This is a genomic window from Nisaea nitritireducens (genome assembly GCF_014904795.1).
GTDB classification, from domain to species: Bacteria; Pseudomonadota; Alphaproteobacteria; order Thalassobaculales; family Thalassobaculaceae; genus Nisaea; species Nisaea nitritireducens.
Genome location: NZ_JACZFS010000066.1, coordinates 1 through 15,622 on the forward strand (window position 1 = coordinate 1; position 15,622 = coordinate 15,622).

The window sequence follows — 15,622 nt, forward strand, 5'->3', positions numbered from 1 at the left end:
GCCGCCGACGCCGCCAGAGCCTCCGCCGCCAGAGCCTCCGCCGCCAGAGCCTTCGCCGCCGCCAGAGCCGCCGCCGCCGCCGCCGCCGCCGCCGCCGCCGCCGCCAGAGCCTCCGCCGCCAGAGCCTTCGCTGCCGCCAGAGCCTTCGCCGCCGCCGCCTCCAACGCTGCCAACGCCGCCGACGCCGCCGGTATCGAGTCCGGAATCACGGCCGCTGCGCTCTGCCGGATGCCGCTTTGGCCGGATACCATACCGGACGAGATAGGGGAGGATTGGGCGCAGCTCAGCGACCTGTTGCGCGATCTCGATCCCAACTGGTCCGTCTGGACCGAATGGTACGAGGACCGACTGCGCGGCGCCGACGATCCCCGCTCCCGCCCCCTGATCGAGGAGTTGGAGGTCGAACGCGCCCTGATTCCGGACGAGGAGTGGGACAAGGGCGCGGCGCATGTCAACGCGCTGATCGCAGAGATCGAGGCGAAATATCGGGAGCGAGTGTCAGTGGACGAGCAATCGGAAGCTGGCGAAGATGGAGTCCATCAAGACCCTGCGACTTCAACGCCTGAGGTGGAAGAACGGATCGGCGGATCATCAGGTGGGGGTGATGCAGATCCGGAGATCGACGACAGTATAGATCCCTATTATGGAAACTCTTTGCAAGGTATCGCGAAGGATGAGGTGAGTTCTAAGCCCACCGCTTCCAAATCTGCGCAGCCGGGCTTGAAGATTCCGAGAAGAAACCCGAGCCTTAAAGCTAGCGCAACCCTTTGGAATGAGATCAGGGGGCGCGGAAACCCGCAGCTGGTGATCCGTGCGGTGACGATCCCGCCGTGGAAACAGACAAACAAACCATTCAACCTCGATGAGTTCCTGAAGCATATGGAATTCGAGAACGCGGTCGTCATAGATGAACCTGGCCAAGTGGCGGTGGCGGCAGAAAGCACAATTAGGGGGTGGCTGGCTGAGGCGGTTCAGGACTCGGGATACGATTTGAATCCCGAAGACTGGCATTCTCGCGTGTTTGAGGACCCGTGGGTCTCGATCAACAGAAGCCCCATTAAGAACCTGGATTTAAATTGGATCATTCGGAATTCAGACGTCTTCCTTAAATCAAGCGTAAAAGTGGCTCTTGGGATATTTATAATCGGTGCTGCCGTTTGCGTTGTGAATGTCGGTTGGCGTGCTACTGGGCCAGTCGGCGATGCAGTTGGAAGCAAGATCGGAAAATGGATAGACAGTGATCAGACTGTTGAAGACACGGTGCAGCGGGTGGAAGAGTTCGCGGAACAATCGGACATTGTCGATATTTGACTGGGTTTGTCCTCACGCAGGCGCGGGGCAAGGACCGTAGAGGGCCGTCCCCCGTCGCTGGGTCCCTGCGTCCGCAGGGATGACAACGGCAAGAATGCCCGTTCAAACCGCTTTAAGAATGGCCATCCAAACGGTTCTCCCGGACTTGATCCGGGACCTTCCGACCGTTTCTCTCACCCTACGATCCTATCCGCTCTACTATCAAAAAGGTCCCGGCTCGGGGCCGGGATAACAATGCTTTAGGGACTTAGCGAGTTCTCATGGGTCGGTTACGATAACACGGTCGAAGATACGGTGCGGCGGGTAGTGTACGCAGTCTCTCTCTTCGTCATCCTCACGCAAGTGGGGACCCAGGGATCATAGAGCACCGCCCGTCATCGCTGGGTCCCTGCGTCCGCAGGGATGACGGGAACAGGAAGGCGCTGCCTCCACCGCTCAATAAGACGCCAGCGCGGACGGGGCGAAGATGGTCGCTGCCGCCGCCAGTCCGCGCCAGCCGGCGTCCGCGCCGAGGTCGGTTTCCGACGCATGGACCGGCACGCCGAGATGGGCTTCCAGTCCAGCCGTGAACTCGCGCCCCGCACGGTGCGCGCCGGTCGAACAAGCCATGAGGAGAATGTTCGCGCCGGGCGCCAGTGCCGCGCGGATTATGGCCAGCGTGTCGGCGCATAAGACGAGCGTGTTCCGATTGATGCGGTGCCCCGAAAGCGTGAACGTTCCCGGGCTGCCATTGGTCAGGATGGCAATCTGGCCGACCGGCGCGGCGAGGCTGACGACGGATGCGATTTGGGAAAGCGGGTCCCCCCATGACGTCAGCCGACGCACCTTGGTATCCGGATCGAGACCCTCCACCAGAAGAGGCGCATATCGGACGGAGGAATCGACGAACAGAATGGTTTCGGGGCGTGTCATGACCGGGCGTGCCTGACTTTCGGCGAATGTGGTGAAGGTGCGGAGCTGCATGTCTCGCTGAGAAGCGTAGAAGTCGTAGGCCAGAAATTGCGCCTTCGGTGGTGACCCGGTTCGAGATATCCCAACGCATGCAATGGTGCCGCGCAGGGCAACGAAATTCTGAAACTCGTGTCGCCCATCTGTCCGTTCCGCAGGCCTTCTGCCTGGAAGAGGGGATCGGTCTTTTGAGGTGCGTGATGCAGCCAAGACCGATCCGAGTTGCTGTTCTTTGCTCCGACCTGTCTGTGCTTCTACATACACAGGTCTGTAGGCGCTAAAATAAGGCCGTAGCCTTCTACCAAGATGGTATCGAGGCCGGGGTCAGGCTGCTTTCCCGGCTGTCTCAATATCTTTTTGTAGATGTCTCATCTCGTTGTATTGATTACCCGAGCCTCGTTGCGCAATCGGTGGTGCAGCGCGCGATTTCGGAAAAGCGGAATGGCGTTAGAAACAGAAGCACGAATTCCGTCATTATCTCTCTTGCCTGGCATGTTGCCGCCGGAAGAGCTGTTCTGGCATTGGCGGCAGGCGATCGCGCCTTATTTTGAGTCCGTCCCCCTTGCGGATCCGCGCAATCCGCCGCAGGTGCCGGAAATCCACATGTACAATGCCAGTGGCTTCCTGTTCATGGACACGAAGTTTTCGGGGCAGAAATTTGTCCGGGACACTTCCTGGGTGCGCCGGAATGACGATTCCGATCACATCGGTCTGCAGCTCTATATCAGCGGCCGGAACCGCTGCGAGAACGGCGGCACAGACTTCACGCTCGATACGAACGGGGTCTATGCCGTCAATCTTGGATATGAGGTGGATGCATTCTGTTCCGATGCGGAAGTGCTTTCCATCATCCTGCCGCGGGACCGGGTGATCGAAGATCTGCCGGCATTGGCAGAAGCGCGCGGCTTGATGTTTGACGGCGATACGACCTCGGGGAAACTGCTCGCCGGTTTTTTCCATCTTCTTCGCACGACCATGCCGGGCACGTCCGCCAGCGATGCGCCGGTTCTGACCGAAAGTCTGATGGGCCTGTTGCGGGCCCTGGTCACGGCTGGCGATCCTTCTTCCATAGAGGCGCAGTCAGGCGTGCTCACTGCCTTGCAGAGATATATCGATCAGAATTTGGGAGATCCCGGCCTCGGCGTTGAGAGGATATGCGCTCATTTCCGGATGTCCCGGGCGACGCTCTACCGGATACTGAAAGCACAAGGCGGTGTGCGCGACTACATCCAGAGCCGGAGACTGATGCTTGTTTTCAAGGCATTGGCCGCGCCGGCCAATATCGAACGCGGTGTTTTTGATATCGCGCTCGAATACGGATTCGTTAATGCCGGCCATTTTTCCACCCGGTTCCGGGATCACTTCGGCATGTCGCCAAGCGAAGCCCGCGAAGCGGCCAGAAGCCATGCCGCGCATGGAAATGTGCTGTTCAAGGGAGGTGACGAAGGTGGTCTCTCAGATGTTGAGATCATGCAGCGATGGTCCAGGGAACTCGGGGCATCGAGCCGCAATTTTATCGCGGCCGTCTCCTAGTCCTGCATCCCAACCCGGCCGACGCCGGGCAGTTTCAGGGCCGGGTTCTTCAAGTCGATGCCAAGCGTCAGCCCGAGCACGTTCACTTCCACGCCTTCCTCCAACGCCAGCATCAGGCCGGCGAGGCCGAAGAACGAGACCTGGTAGCCGGTACCGCTCGGCGTTTCTGCGAATATGCCACCTTCCGGGATGAAGTCCTTGCCGACAGCGGTTGGCGGCAGGTCGAGCCGCAGCTCCGGAACCTGCCGGGCGATATGGGCGGTGAAGGTATTGCTGTTCGGGCCGGGCCAGACCCGATAAGTGCTCGCGTGAGGATAGCTTTTCGCGGCGGCGAAGATGCGGGGGATCAGGGCCTCGGCTTCCGCGCCCCGAATCTCCCGCAGCAGATCGGGCTTCGAGCCGAACCAGTAGCCGTCCGGATTACCGTTGGTGGCCCGCACGGCGGTATTGGAATGTCGCAGTTGCCAGCCCATCACTTCGAAGCGGGTGTAGTGCGCGGCATCGGGCTGCTTGACGGCGATCCAGGTATGGACACCGAAGATGCCGCGCCAGCTCCAGGCGCGGGCGGCATAGATGTGAACCACGGCTTCCGGTGTCGTTTCGGGTGATGGTGCGATTTCAGCTGAATCTCGCCGTGCCTGGCTCCAGTGCGTTGGGCCTTCCGCCCATTTCCCGACCGCGCTGGCAGCCAGCGGTAAGCCGAGAAAGCCGACCAGTACCAGACCGAATAAAGTGATGCGTTTGAAGACAGTCCTGACGTGCGCCATCAGGATGAAATGGGGCGAGGGCCATGAGATGCAAGGCCGGTCCCGTCATGACGGGACCGGCCGGGTGCTTTATTCCGCTGCATCGCGGGTTGCCGCGGGATTCCGGAAAGCCTCTAGGGCTTCCTCGCGGCGCGTGGCCGCATTCTTCAGATGCCGTTCCTTCACATGGCCATAGCCACGGATATGTTCCGGGACGGTTGCGAGGGTGACGGCGGCGGTGTGGTTCTCGCTGGAAAGGCCGCGGGCGACCTCTTCCATGTCAGTGAAATACTCCTCGATCAGCCGGCGTTCGGTGCGCCGTTCCTCTGTCCGGCCGAACGGATCGAAGGCGGTCCCGCGCAGTCCCTTGAGCTTCGCGAGCAGGCCGAAGGCGGTGAAGATCCACGGCCCATAGGCGCGCTTTTTCAGCTCCCCGGTCTCCGGGTCGCGTTGGGCGAGGAGAGGTGGTGCCAGATTTACTTCAAGCTTGAACTTTCCGTCGAACTGCTCGTCAAGCTGCTGCCGGAAGGCCGGATCGGTATAGAGCCGGGCGACCTCGTATTCGTCCTTATAGGCCATCAGCTTGTAGGCATAGCGGGCAACGGCTTTGGACAGTTTTTCGGAGCCGGGCATGGCCCGTTCCTCGGCCGCCCGGACCGTTTCGACCAGCCCGGCATAGCGCGCGGCATAGCCGGCATTCTGGTAGGCGGTGAGCTCTGTGATGCGCCGCTCGATGGTCTCATCGAGAGTGGCGGACAGACCGAGATGTTTCGGCGGCTCTACGACCGGCGCGGCGGCCTTTTCGACTGTGGCGAGATCGTGCGCGGCCCGGCGGCCCCAGAGGAACGCCTTCTTGTTAAATTCGACCGCGACCCCGTTCAGCTCGACCGCTTTGAGGATGGCTTCGCTTGTCAGCGGCACCTGGCCGAGCTGGTAGGCATAGCCGAGCATGAAGAGGTTGGAGGCGATGCTATCGCCGAGCAGGGCGGTAGCGATCCGGTTGGCATCGAGGAAGTGGGTCGAGTTTTCGCCACAGGAGCTTTTGAGCGCCGCTTTCACTGCTTCGGCCGGGAATTGCAGATCCGGGTTCTGGGTGAAGGCGCCGTTCATGGTCTGCTGGATATTCACGATGGCGGTGGTGTCGCCGAGGCTGAGCTTGGACAGGCTGTCCACACCGACCGCCGTGATCATGTCGCAGGCCAGCAGCAGGTTGGCCGATCCGGCGGCGATCCGGACCGCATGCAGGTCCTCGGGTTTCGCCGCGAGCCGGACATGGGTGACGACGGAGCCGTTCTTCTGGGCGAGGCCGATCTGGTCGAGAACCGTGACGCCCTTGTCTTCCAGATGCGCGGCCATGCCGAGCAGGGCGCCGATGGTGACGACGCCGGTCCCGCCGATGCCGGTAACGACGATGTTGTAGGGATGATCCAGCGCCGGGAGCGTAGGCTCCGGCAGAACCGGGAAGATATCGGTACGGGTCGATGCTTCAGGCTGCGCGCCGGTTTTCTTCCGGATGCCGCCACCGACAACATTGACGAAGCTCGGACAGAAGCCCTTGGCGCAGGAATAATCCTTGTTGCAGGAGCTTTGGTCGATGGCCCGCTTGCGGCCGAATTCGGTTTCGACCGGGGTCAGCGAGACGCAGTTGGATTGCACGCCGCAATCGCCGCAGCCTTCGCAGACCTGCTGATTGATGAACAGCCGTTTTTCCGGCTCCGGCAGCAGACCGCGCTTGCGCCGGCGGCGCTTTTCGGTGGCGCAGGTCTGATCGTAGAGGATGATGGTGACGCCTTCGGTCTCGCGCAGTTCCTTCTGCACGGCATCCAACTCGTCCCGGTGGTGCAGAGTGGCGAAATCCGGCCAGTCGGTGCCGAGCGGATATTTATCCGGCTCGTCGGTGATGATGCGCAGGGCCGCGACCCGTTCGGCGGCGACCTGGTTGGCGATCTCCAGCACCGAAAAGGCGCCTTCCGCCGGCTGGCCGCCGGTCATCGCGACCGCGTCGTTGTAGAGGATCTTGTAGGTGATGTTCACGTTCGCGGCGACGGCGGCACGGATCGCCAAAACGCCGGAATGGGTATAGGTGCCGTCGCCCAGATTGACGAACATGTGCTTGTGTTCGGTAAAGGGCGCCATGCCAATCCATGGTGAGCCCTCGGCGCCCATCTGGGTAAAGGTCTTGGTCTCCCGGTGCGGCATCCAGCTTGCCAGGAAGTGGCAGCCGATGCCGGCGAAGGAGATGCTGCCATCCGGCACTTTGGTCGAGGTGTTGTGCGGGCAGCCGGAGCAGAAATAGGGGATGCGCTGGAAGTCGGTCACCGGCTTCAGCGCGGTCTTGGCGTGATCCTCAAGGAAGCTCAGCCGGTCGCGCAGGCGGGTATGGTCCTGAAGCTTCAGAACGCGCCGGGCAAGCAGCCGGGCGATGCTGCTGGCGGACAGCTCGCCGTTTGTCGGCATGATGGTCGCGCCGGTTTCGTCCTTCTTGCCGATGACGCGCGGCCGATCGGCGATGTCGAACAGGATCTGCTTCACCTGATCCTCGATCAGCGGGCGCTTCTCCTCGATCACCAAAACTTCCTCGAGCCCGGCGGCGAATTCCTTCAGTCCCTGCGGCTCCAGGGGCCAGGGCATGGCGACCTTGTAGATCCGCAGACCCAGATCGGCGGCCTCTGCGTCGGAAATACCGAGATCGTCGAGCGCCTGACGGACATCGAGATAGGACTTGCCGACGGTGATGATGCCGATCCGCGGTTTCGGGCTGTCCAGCATCAGCTTGTCGAGGCGGTTGGCCCGGGCGAAGGCAAGCACGGCGGGCAGCTTGTGGCTATGCAGCCGTTCCTCCTGCTCCAGCCAGGGATCCGGCCAGCGCACGTTCAGACCGCCTTCAGGCATGGCGAAATCATCGGGGGTCACGATTTCGAGCTGAAGCGGGTCGATATCGATGGAGGCGGAGCTGTCCATATTCTCCGCGGTCGCCTTCAGCCCGACCCAGCAGCCGGTGAACCGGGACATGGCAAAACCGTAAAGCCCGTAATCCAGCACATCCTGCACGCCGGCCGGATGCAGTATCGGAATGCAGGCATCCATGAAGGCATATTCGCTCTGGTGCGGGATGGTGGAGGATTTGGCGACATGGTCGTCACCGGCGATCGCCAGGACGCCGCCATGTTTCGACGTGCCGGCGAAGTTGGCGTGCTTGAAGGCATCGCCGGACCGGTCGACACCGGGGCCCTTGCCGTACCAGATGGAAAACACGCCGTCATACTTGGCGCCGGGATAGAGCCCGGTTTGCTGGCTGCCCCAGACGGCTGTGGCGGCGAGATCCTCGTTCAGGCCCGGCTGGAACTCGATATGGTTCTTCTTCACAAACTCCCGGGCACGCCAGAGCTGCATGTCGAAGGTACCGAGCGGCGAGCCGCGATAGCCTGAGATAAAGCAGGCGGTGTTGAGGTCGCGCGCCGCATCGCGCTGTCGCTGTGCCATGGGCACGCGCACGAGCGCCTGGATGCCGGTCATGTAGACCCGCCCCCGGTCGAGGGCGTATTTGTCGTCGAGCGAGACGGGCTTGAGTGCCGTCATGATATCTCCCCGGCAATTCTGGGTGCCGATTGTCACGGCACTCCATTTGTTTCATTTGTAATTAAGGTATGCCTGCATCGGGGGCGCGGCAATCTGTGCCGGAGCCGCTGTGCAAAAACGCAAGAAATCGACGTTGTGACGTGACAGAACGACGCAGTTTTTCGTTAATCCAAGCCCGCGCGAAATGAAAAGTATGCTTCGATCACGAGCTGCCGAATGTGAAATTCCTGTTTCCGGTGCTTGGCGCCCCTGATTCCTTCCGGCATAAGATGCCTCGGAATTTCCCGGCTTTCACCGACCCGGAAGAGACTTATGACGGTACTTCTGACTGGCGCCGCAGGGTTCATCGGCATGCATGTGGCGGAGCTGTTGCTGGCCCGCGGCGAGCGTGTTGTCGGGATCGACAATCTGAACAGCTACTACGATCCGGCCTTGAAGCAGGCCCGGCTGAAAAACCTCGAAGGCCGCAACGGTTTCACGTTCGAGGAGCTGGAAATCGCTGACACGGACGCGGTGATGGGCCTGACGGCGCGTTATCCCGATATCGACCGGGTGGTGCATCTCGCGGCGCAAGCCGGGGTGCGCTATTCCATCGACCATCCGGGCGACTATGTCCGCAGCAACCTTGTCGGCCATTCCAACATGCTGGAATTCGTGCGCGGCCTGATGGACCGTCCCGGCGGCTGCAAGAGCTTCGTCTATGCCTCCTCTTCATCGGTCTATGGCGCCAACAAGGAGATGCCGTTCAGCACAGACCAGAAGACGGACAGCCCGGTCTCCTTCTATGGCGCGACCAAGAAAGCGAACGAGCTGCTGAGCTATTCCTACGCTCATCTCTACCGGGTGCCGTCCATCGGCCTGCGCTTCTTCACGGTTTACGGTCCCTGGGGCCGTCCGGACATGTCTCCCTGGCTGTTCACCAGCGCCATCCTCGAAGGCCGGCCGATCAAGGTCTTCAACAATGGCGACATGATGCGCGACTTCACCTATATCGCGGACATCGCCGCCGGTGTCGTCGGCGCGCTCGACACCCCGCCATCGGGCGACGGCGAGGCCTGCCCGCACAAGGTCTACAATATCGGCAACAACAAGCCGGTGAAGCTGCTGGACTATATCCGGGTGATCGAAAAAGCCTGCGACGTCGAGGCGATCATGGACATGCAGCCGATGCAAGCGGGCGACGTTTACGCCACCTACGCCAACATCGACCCGGCATCAGAAGATTTCGGCTACGCACCGAGTACCCCGATCGAAGAAGGCATTCCCGCCTTCGTCGACTGGTACCGGAAATATCACGGTATTTGAGAGGGGGGATTTCGCTCCTCTTGTTCCCCAAACTCAAATCGTCATCCCCATGCAAATGGGGACCCAGGGATGACGGGGTGGGGAAGCTTTCACACTTCAAAAAAACTCATCCCTGCCAGCGCGGGGATGAGCAGAAAGGTATGTTCAGGTGACGTCGACCATGACGATGTCGGTGTCGCCGAGGGCCAGGATGGTGATCTTGTCCTCGCCTGAGATGACGACGCCATCCCGCGCTTCGGCGAACGCACCATTGACCTCTACCGGGGCATCGGTCGAGACGAGATAGCCCTGCCGTCCGGCGCCGAAGCTGTAGGTCACTTCCTTGCCGGTCTTCAGTTTGGCGCCGAGGACGGCGGCATCCTGATGTATCGGCAGGGCGTTGCCTGCTTTATCTTCAGCGCGGCCCGATGCGAGGGCTGTGAAGCTGCCTGAAGACGTTTCCGGAAAACTCCGTGAGCCCCAGCCCGGCTCGTGGCCGGTTCGGTCCGGGTGAATCCAGATCTGGAAGATCTGGGTCTCTTCGTCTTCCAGATTGTATTCCGCATGTACGATGCCGGTACCGGCATGCATCACCTGCACGTCGCCCGCGACAGTCCGACCTTCGTTGCCGAGCCGGTCCTTGTGCGTGATCGCCCCTTTGCGGACATAGGTGATGATTTCCATGTCCTTGTGCGGATGCGGATCGAACCCGGTTTTCGGCTTGATGGTGTCGTCGTTCCAGACCCGGAGTGGGCCGAGGCCCATGCGCTTCGGGTCATGATACTGGCCGAAACTGAAATGATGGTGGGCATTCAGCCAGCCGAATTGGGCCGAGCCGAGCGAGTCGAAGTGTCTGACATCAATCATTGTGCCCACTCCTGTCTGGTGTGTGAGTTAGCCGGCAAGTTTCGCCGCGATGGTTGCCACGTGCTTGCCCTGATATTCCGCGAGCGAAAGTTCCAGCTCACTCGGCTGGCGGCTGCCGTCGGGCCCAGCGATCGTGGCCGCGCCATAGGGGGAGCCGCCGCGGACTTCGGAAATGTTGGTAAGGCCTTCGGCGGCATAAGGCAGGCCGACAATGACCATGCCGTGATGCATCAGCGTCGGGATGGTGGTGAGAATGGTCGACTCGTTACCGCCGCCAGTGCCGGTGGAGGTGAAGACGCTGCCGACCTTGCCGACCAGCGCTCCCTTGGCCCAGAGGCCGCCAGTCTGGTCGAGGAAGTTGCGCATCTGCGACGCCATGTTACCGAACCGGGTCGGGGTGCCGAAGATGATCGCATCATAGTCGGCAAGTTCGGCGGGTGTCGCGACCGGTGCGTCCTGGTCCAGCTTGATCCCGGCATTCTTGGCAACGTCGTCGGGCATCAGTTCGGGAACGCGCTTCACGGTAACCTCGACGCCATCGACAGCGGAGGCGCCCCTGGCGACCGCGTCGGCCATGGTTTCGATATGGCCGTAGGATGAATAATAAAGAACGAGAAGTTTCGTCATGATGTGTCTCCCGCGACGGGGTTGTGTCGTCGCTTCGATCTGGAAACTGGGGGTATTGGTTGATTCGAACAATCGGGGTAAAATGAAAAAATTTGTTTCCCATAAGAAACTGTGAGTAGGCGAGATGCTGGATAATCTGACCGGACTGGTGGTGTTTGCGAAAGTCGTCGATGAGGGCGGTTTTTCGAAGGCGGCAAGCAGCCTCGGTATCTCGAAATCCTCGGTCTCCAAGCAGATCAGCGCGCTGGAAGACCATCTCGGCACGCGTCTTCTCAACCGCACGACGCGCCGGTTCAGCCTGACCGAGCCCGGAACCCTGCTTTACGAGCGGTGCCAGCGCATTGTAGCGGAAGTCGATGCAGCGGAGCGCGAGGCGGGGTCCCTGCAATCGAACCCGAGCGGGCGTCTCCGGATCAGCGCAGGGGTGTCCTTCGGGCGCCTGCATCTCGCGCGGGTGTTGCCGGATTTTCTGTTCGAATATCCCGAACTCAGCATGGAGCTGGTGTTGAACGACCGCCGGGTAGATCTGGTCGAAGAGGGCTACGACGTGGCGGTCCGGATTGGCCGGCTTGAGGATTCAACGCTGATCGCCCGCAAGCTCTGCCCGGCGCGGCTGGTTACGGTGGCGTCTCCTGATTATCTGAAAAAGCGGGGAGAGCCGAAACACCCGGGCAAGCTCGCGGAGCATGAACATCTCGCCTACAGCTACCTGAATGAAGGGGCGGCTTGGGATTTCCGGATCGAGGGGCGGTCCCAGCAGCATCGCATCACGCCCCGCATGCTGATGAATAACGGCGATGCCATACTGAGCATGGCGGAGCAGGGGGGCGGCATTGCCCAGATCCCGACCTTCATTGCCGGAGACAGTATCCGGGCAGGGCGCCTGCAACAGATCCTGTCCGACTTTGCCCCCGCGCCAATCGGGCTCTACGCGCTTTACCCGAACGCGCGGAACCTGCCGTTGAAGGTGCGCGTCTTCATCGATTTCCTGCGCAAGAAATTCCGTGATAACCCCGAATGGGATGGCGGACTGGGGCTGACCTGAAGGCTTACCAGTCCGAGCTGACCTTGCCGGTTTTCTTGTAGGCTTCGATCATTCCGGCAAGCCGTTGCCGCTCCTCGCAGCCTTTCCCGGCGGCACACAAAGCGTCCAGCACGGAGAGTTTCTGTTCCGCTTCCCGGACGCGGCCGGTTTCCAGATAGAGTTTCGCCGCATAGGCATTCGCCGCGAGGTTCTTCGGGTCGGCTTCCAAAGCCTTCTGATAGGCGTGCTCGCTATCGACATAGCGTTTGGTCTTGCGCAGGCTGAAGCCGATCAGCGCCCAGGCATCGGCGTCTTTCGGATCCTCGTCGACGAAAGACTGCATGATCTCGAGGCCCTTGGCGTAGTCGCCGTCCTCGATGGCCTTGATGCCGGAATAGTAAATCGGCGGCCGTTCTATCTCACTGTCCCCGCTTTCCGGGAACACCGCATTTGCTGCGCTCCCCCCGAGGACGACGAGAAAAGCGATCAGGATCGGCAGGCTGGCACGGACCATCGTCATCATCTCCCAACATATTCTCCGGCGATACGCGCGGGAGAAGCTCCTGGACCTAATAGTTGTTCTGCAAACCGGCGAGATTGTGGCGCGGCGCTTAGGTCTGTTCCCTACCTGAGGAACCAGGAATTATCCATCATGAAGGATTGGCTGTAATTGGCCCAAGGCAGGGCGTAGGCATAGGTTTCGAAGCGGTCCTGCTCGTCAGGGCCTTTTTCCGGCAGATTCGCTCTGTAGCGCTCCAGATGGGCCCGTGACATTTCGCGAAACCGTGCATCAAGAGATCCGTCGGCCTCGAAAGATCCGTCCAGTCTCTCCTCCATCTCTTTGACCGCCGACAGGATCTGCTCCGGGCTGTTGTCCTCCAGCGCAACGCCTGCCCGCGCGAATCCCTCGACCGTGTTCTGCAGGAAGAGGTCGCGTGCCAGCATCTCGTCATACCCGATCTGAGCGCCATTCTCCGTGTTCCGGTATGTCTTGAACAACAACAGGTCCCTGGTGTTCACCCAGTGGTCCGGTTGGCTGTAGCCGTTCACCATCACCATCGGTGTGTTGAGGATGCGGGCGATTGCTTCCGGGCCGGAGGAGCAGGTGATGGCAAAACGAGCCTGTGCGAAGCAGCAGACGTCCAGAATGTCGGCGTAGTCCGGGTGATGCGGCAGATCGACCACCAGCGGACTTTCGTGGTTCAGCGGCACCGAGGTGCGGTCGCCAAGTCGGAAGACTCTGTAACCCTCACTGACAAGGTGATCGATGGCCGGGAGATAGTTTTCGATCCGGTTGGCGCGGAAGTGGTGGTAGCCCATTTCAGGCAGGTATCCGGTGTCGCGGACATGCAAGACGACTGCCGGGCGGTCATCGTCGTAGCCCATCTTGGCCAGCAGACTGGCGCCCTCCGCGAGCAGGTCTGCCGGTGGCGTCAGATGCCGGATAGGGTTGCCGGCTTCCAGGTGCAGGACGAAATCGCGAAACAGGGCACTTGGGGAAATCATCGCCCAGGTGAGCGGTCCGATATCCATGGTGCCGGCATTGAAGTGGCCCATCATGACCAGCTTGCGGTTCATGGTCTCCAGGAAGTCGATCCGTGATTCATGCAGGCGCCTGACGCCCCGGCTATGTCCCTGAAACCTGTGGTCGTGAATGATGGCCGCGATGTTCGGATGGCTCTCGCCGAAGAGATTGGCGAGATAAAAAGGCTCCAGACACATATGCCCAATCCGGGAGGCCGCGGGGAGCATGTAGGCGAGCGTTTGCCCGCCGCGCTGCATCAGCGGTCCGACAATCTCCACGAGACTCTGGAGGTTGGCCTGGGAAAAAATCTCTTTTGCTGCGTCGAGACCGACCGAGGCGACTTCCGGTTTGCTCTCGGTCATCGGTCCGGAGTCCATTCGTCATTAGTGTGAGGCGAGTCTAGCCCGGAGCGTCGTGTGATGACAGTTAGAGATGCCGCTACATTGGGAATGCTCACACAACCGTAGTAATGTGGCGCTATACACAGCGCTTTAGCGTTCTCCGTCCGGTAACAGTCTGTATGCCTCTCCGACACGCCATTGCCCTTGCGGCGTTGTTTTTGGCTCTTTACCTGCCAGGCCTCGCGACTACGCCGCCGCTTGACCGGGATGAGCCACGCTTCATGCAGGCTTCCAAGCAAATGCTGGAGACGGGTGATTATGTCGATATCCGCTTCCAGGAAGACCCGCGCTACAAGAAGCCGGCGCTGATCTATTGGATGCAGGCTGCCTCGGTGCAACTGTTCGCAGGCGGCGATAAAACCGCGCTCTGGGCCTACCGGTTGCCATCCGTGCTGGGCGCTGTGTTGGCCGTTACCTTCACCTATCTGACTGCCTCTACTCTGGCTTCGCGATCTGTCGCCATTGTCGCGGCGGGGGTGCTGGCCTCCAGTATTTTGCTGACGGCGGAAGCGCATATCGCGAAGACAGACGCGATGCTGCTCGCCGCGATCACGGCCGGGCAATATGTCCTGGCGGCGCTTTATCGGGGCGAGCGGCGCCGCCATCATTTTCCATTGTTCTGGCTCGCGCTCGGGGCCGGGGTGATGCTGAAGGGGCCTGTCGCTTTGGTGCCGGCCGTTGCGACTGTTGCCGGGCTTGCTGCGTGGGACCGGACCCTTGCCTGGGCCAAGCCGCTCCGTCCACTCATCGGCATTCCGCTGATGCTGGCGGTCACGCTGCCCTGGTTCATAGCAATCATCGTGCAGTCGGACGGCCACTTCCTGCAAAAGGCAGTGGTCGAAGACATGCTGAACAAGGTCGGCGGCGGCGTCGAAAGCCATGGCATGCCGCCGGGCTATTACCTCGCCATTATCGCGCTGACTTTCTGGCCGGGGTCGCTCTTCCTCCCGGTGGCCGTTGCCGGAGCCTGGTTGAACCGGGCCGAGAAACCGGTCCGCTTTCTGATCTGCTGGGCTCTGCCGGTCTGGCTGATGTTCGAGCTGATCCCGACCAAGCTGCCGCATTACACCCTGCCGATATTCCCCGCACTGGCAATCCTGACAGCGATGGCTGTCACCGATACAGGAGCCATTGCCGGTCAGCTCTCGCGTCGCTGGAGCAAGGTCTGGGGTGGCATCTGGCTGCTTCTCGGGATTGTGCTCGCGGTCGGGCTGCTGGGCAGCCCGTTGTTCCTGATAGAACCGCTCACACTGGCAATACCGGAGGCGGCGTTCTGGAGCGCTGGAACTGCTGCTCTGGCGGTCGCGCTCTTCTCCACCTTTGCCTATTGGCGTGGAGACGTGCGGTCTGCCCTGACGGCTGCGGTCATCGGCGCGGCGGGACTCTATGTGCTGATTTTCGTTGCCGCACTGCCCGCCCTTCAGCCGCTTTGGGTCTCTACCCGTCTCGCCGACGCTGTTTCCAAGGCGTCTCCCGATCGATCCTCACCGGTGTTCATTGCTGGCTTCGGCGAGCCGAGCGCGGTCTTTCTGCTTGGTACTGAGACAAGGCATGGCAGCGGAGAGCAGGCGGCCCGATATCTTGACGCGATCCGTGATGGTGTCGTGCTGGTCGAAGCCAGGCATCGTGAGGCATTCATGACGGAAGCGGAAATCCTCGGTCTCCAGCCGGAGGCCGGTGCTACAATCAAGGGGCTGAACTATTCCCGGGGCGATCCGGTTACCATCACGCTTTACCGTGCCGCACGCCGTTAGGCGCCTGCGACAAATCAGCGTCC

General features: G+C 61.0%; 13 protein-coding genes. 5 read left to right on the forward strand and 8 right to left on the reverse strand.

Annotated features, from left to right (window positions below; genetic code table 11):
• A partial coding sequence (locus tag IG629_RS20420; RefSeq protein ID WP_193173762.1) for a hypothetical protein occupies positions 1-209 on the reverse strand: 209 nt, incomplete at its 3' end.
• Between the two features lie 19 nt (positions 210-228).
• Between IG629_RS20420 and IG629_RS20425 the strand changes: the two genes are divergently transcribed.
• On the forward strand, positions 229-1,311 hold the full coding sequence (locus IG629_RS20425; protein WP_193173763.1) for a hypothetical protein: 1,083 nt from the start codon (positions 229-231) through the stop codon (positions 1,309-1,311).
• 435 nt (positions 1,312-1,746) lie between these two features.
• On the opposite strand, the gene IG629_RS20430 is transcribed toward IG629_RS20425, so the two are convergent.
• Positions 1,747-2,274, reverse strand: a complete 528-nt coding sequence (locus IG629_RS20430) for a DUF4347 domain-containing protein (RefSeq protein WP_193173764.1) — start codon at positions 2,272-2,274, stop codon at positions 1,747-1,749.
• 426 nt (positions 2,275-2,700) lie between these two features.
• On the opposite strand from IG629_RS20430, the gene IG629_RS20435 reads away from it, so the two are divergent.
• Entirely contained in the window at positions 2,701-3,792 is a 1,092-nt protein-coding gene (locus IG629_RS20435) for a helix-turn-helix domain-containing protein (protein WP_193173765.1), read from the forward strand.
• Here IG629_RS20435 and IG629_RS20440 read toward each other — a convergent pair.
• Together IG629_RS20440 and IG629_RS20445 are read right to left on the reverse strand one after the other, a co-directional pair.
• Entirely contained in the window at positions 3,789-4,559 is a 771-nt protein-coding gene (locus IG629_RS20440) for a DUF3750 domain-containing protein (RefSeq protein WP_193173766.1), read from the reverse strand. The two genes, IG629_RS20435 and IG629_RS20440, sit on opposite strands and share 4 nt — an antisense overlap.
• A 69-nt stretch (positions 4,560-4,628) precedes the next feature.
• Positions 4,629-8,117 (reverse strand): indolepyruvate ferredoxin oxidoreductase family protein, encoded by a 3,489-nt coding sequence (locus IG629_RS20445; protein WP_193173767.1) that lies wholly within the window; start codon positions 8,115-8,117, stop codon positions 4,629-4,631.
• A gap of 312 nt (positions 8,118-8,429) precedes the next feature.
• Here IG629_RS20445 and IG629_RS20450 point away from each other — a divergent pair, with 312 nt between their 5' ends.
• Entirely contained in the window at positions 8,430-9,422 is a 993-nt protein-coding gene (locus IG629_RS20450) for an NAD-dependent epimerase/dehydratase family protein (protein ID WP_193173768.1), read from the forward strand.
• Between the two features lie 144 nt (positions 9,423-9,566).
• Here the strand turns inward: IG629_RS20450 and IG629_RS20455 are convergent, their stop codons facing one another.
• Together IG629_RS20455 and wrbA are read right to left on the reverse strand one after the other, a co-directional pair.
• The gene (locus IG629_RS20455) at positions 9,567-10,268 is read right to left on the reverse strand and encodes a pirin family protein (RefSeq protein ID WP_193173769.1); all 702 of its coding nucleotides are present in this window, start codon (positions 10,266-10,268) and stop codon (positions 9,567-9,569) included.
• Positions 10,269-10,295: 27 nt separating this feature from the next.
• Entirely contained in the window at positions 10,296-10,895 is a 600-nt protein-coding gene (gene wrbA / locus IG629_RS20460) for an NAD(P)H:quinone oxidoreductase (protein ID WP_193173770.1), read from the reverse strand.
• A 124-nt stretch (positions 10,896-11,019) separates the two neighbouring features.
• Here wrbA and IG629_RS20465 point away from each other — a divergent pair, with 124 nt between their 5' ends.
• Positions 11,020-11,940, forward strand: a complete 921-nt coding sequence (locus tag IG629_RS20465) for a LysR family transcriptional regulator (RefSeq protein ID WP_226886981.1) — start codon at positions 11,020-11,022, stop codon at positions 11,938-11,940.
• Positions 11,941-11,944: 4 nt separating this feature from the next.
• Here IG629_RS20465 and IG629_RS20470 read toward each other — a convergent pair whose 3' ends face one another.
• Both IG629_RS20470 and IG629_RS20475 read right to left on the reverse strand, forming a co-directional pair.
• Positions 11,945-12,442: a tetratricopeptide repeat protein gene (locus tag IG629_RS20470; RefSeq protein ID WP_193173771.1), complete on the reverse strand. Its 498-nt coding sequence runs from the start codon at positions 12,440-12,442 to the stop codon at positions 11,945-11,947.
• A 101-nt stretch (positions 12,443-12,543) separates the two neighbouring features.
• Entirely contained in the window at positions 12,544-13,806 is a 1,263-nt protein-coding gene (locus tag IG629_RS20475) for a TIGR04372 family glycosyltransferase (RefSeq protein ID WP_193173772.1), read from the reverse strand.
• Between the two features lie 158 nt (positions 13,807-13,964).
• Here IG629_RS20475 and IG629_RS20480 point away from each other — a divergent pair, with 158 nt between their 5' ends.
• The gene (locus tag IG629_RS20480; protein ID WP_193173773.1) at positions 13,965-15,599 is read left to right on the forward strand and encodes an ArnT family glycosyltransferase; all 1,635 of its coding nucleotides are present in this window, start codon (positions 13,965-13,967) and stop codon (positions 15,597-15,599) included.
• Positions 15,600-15,622 lie beyond the last annotated feature (23 nt).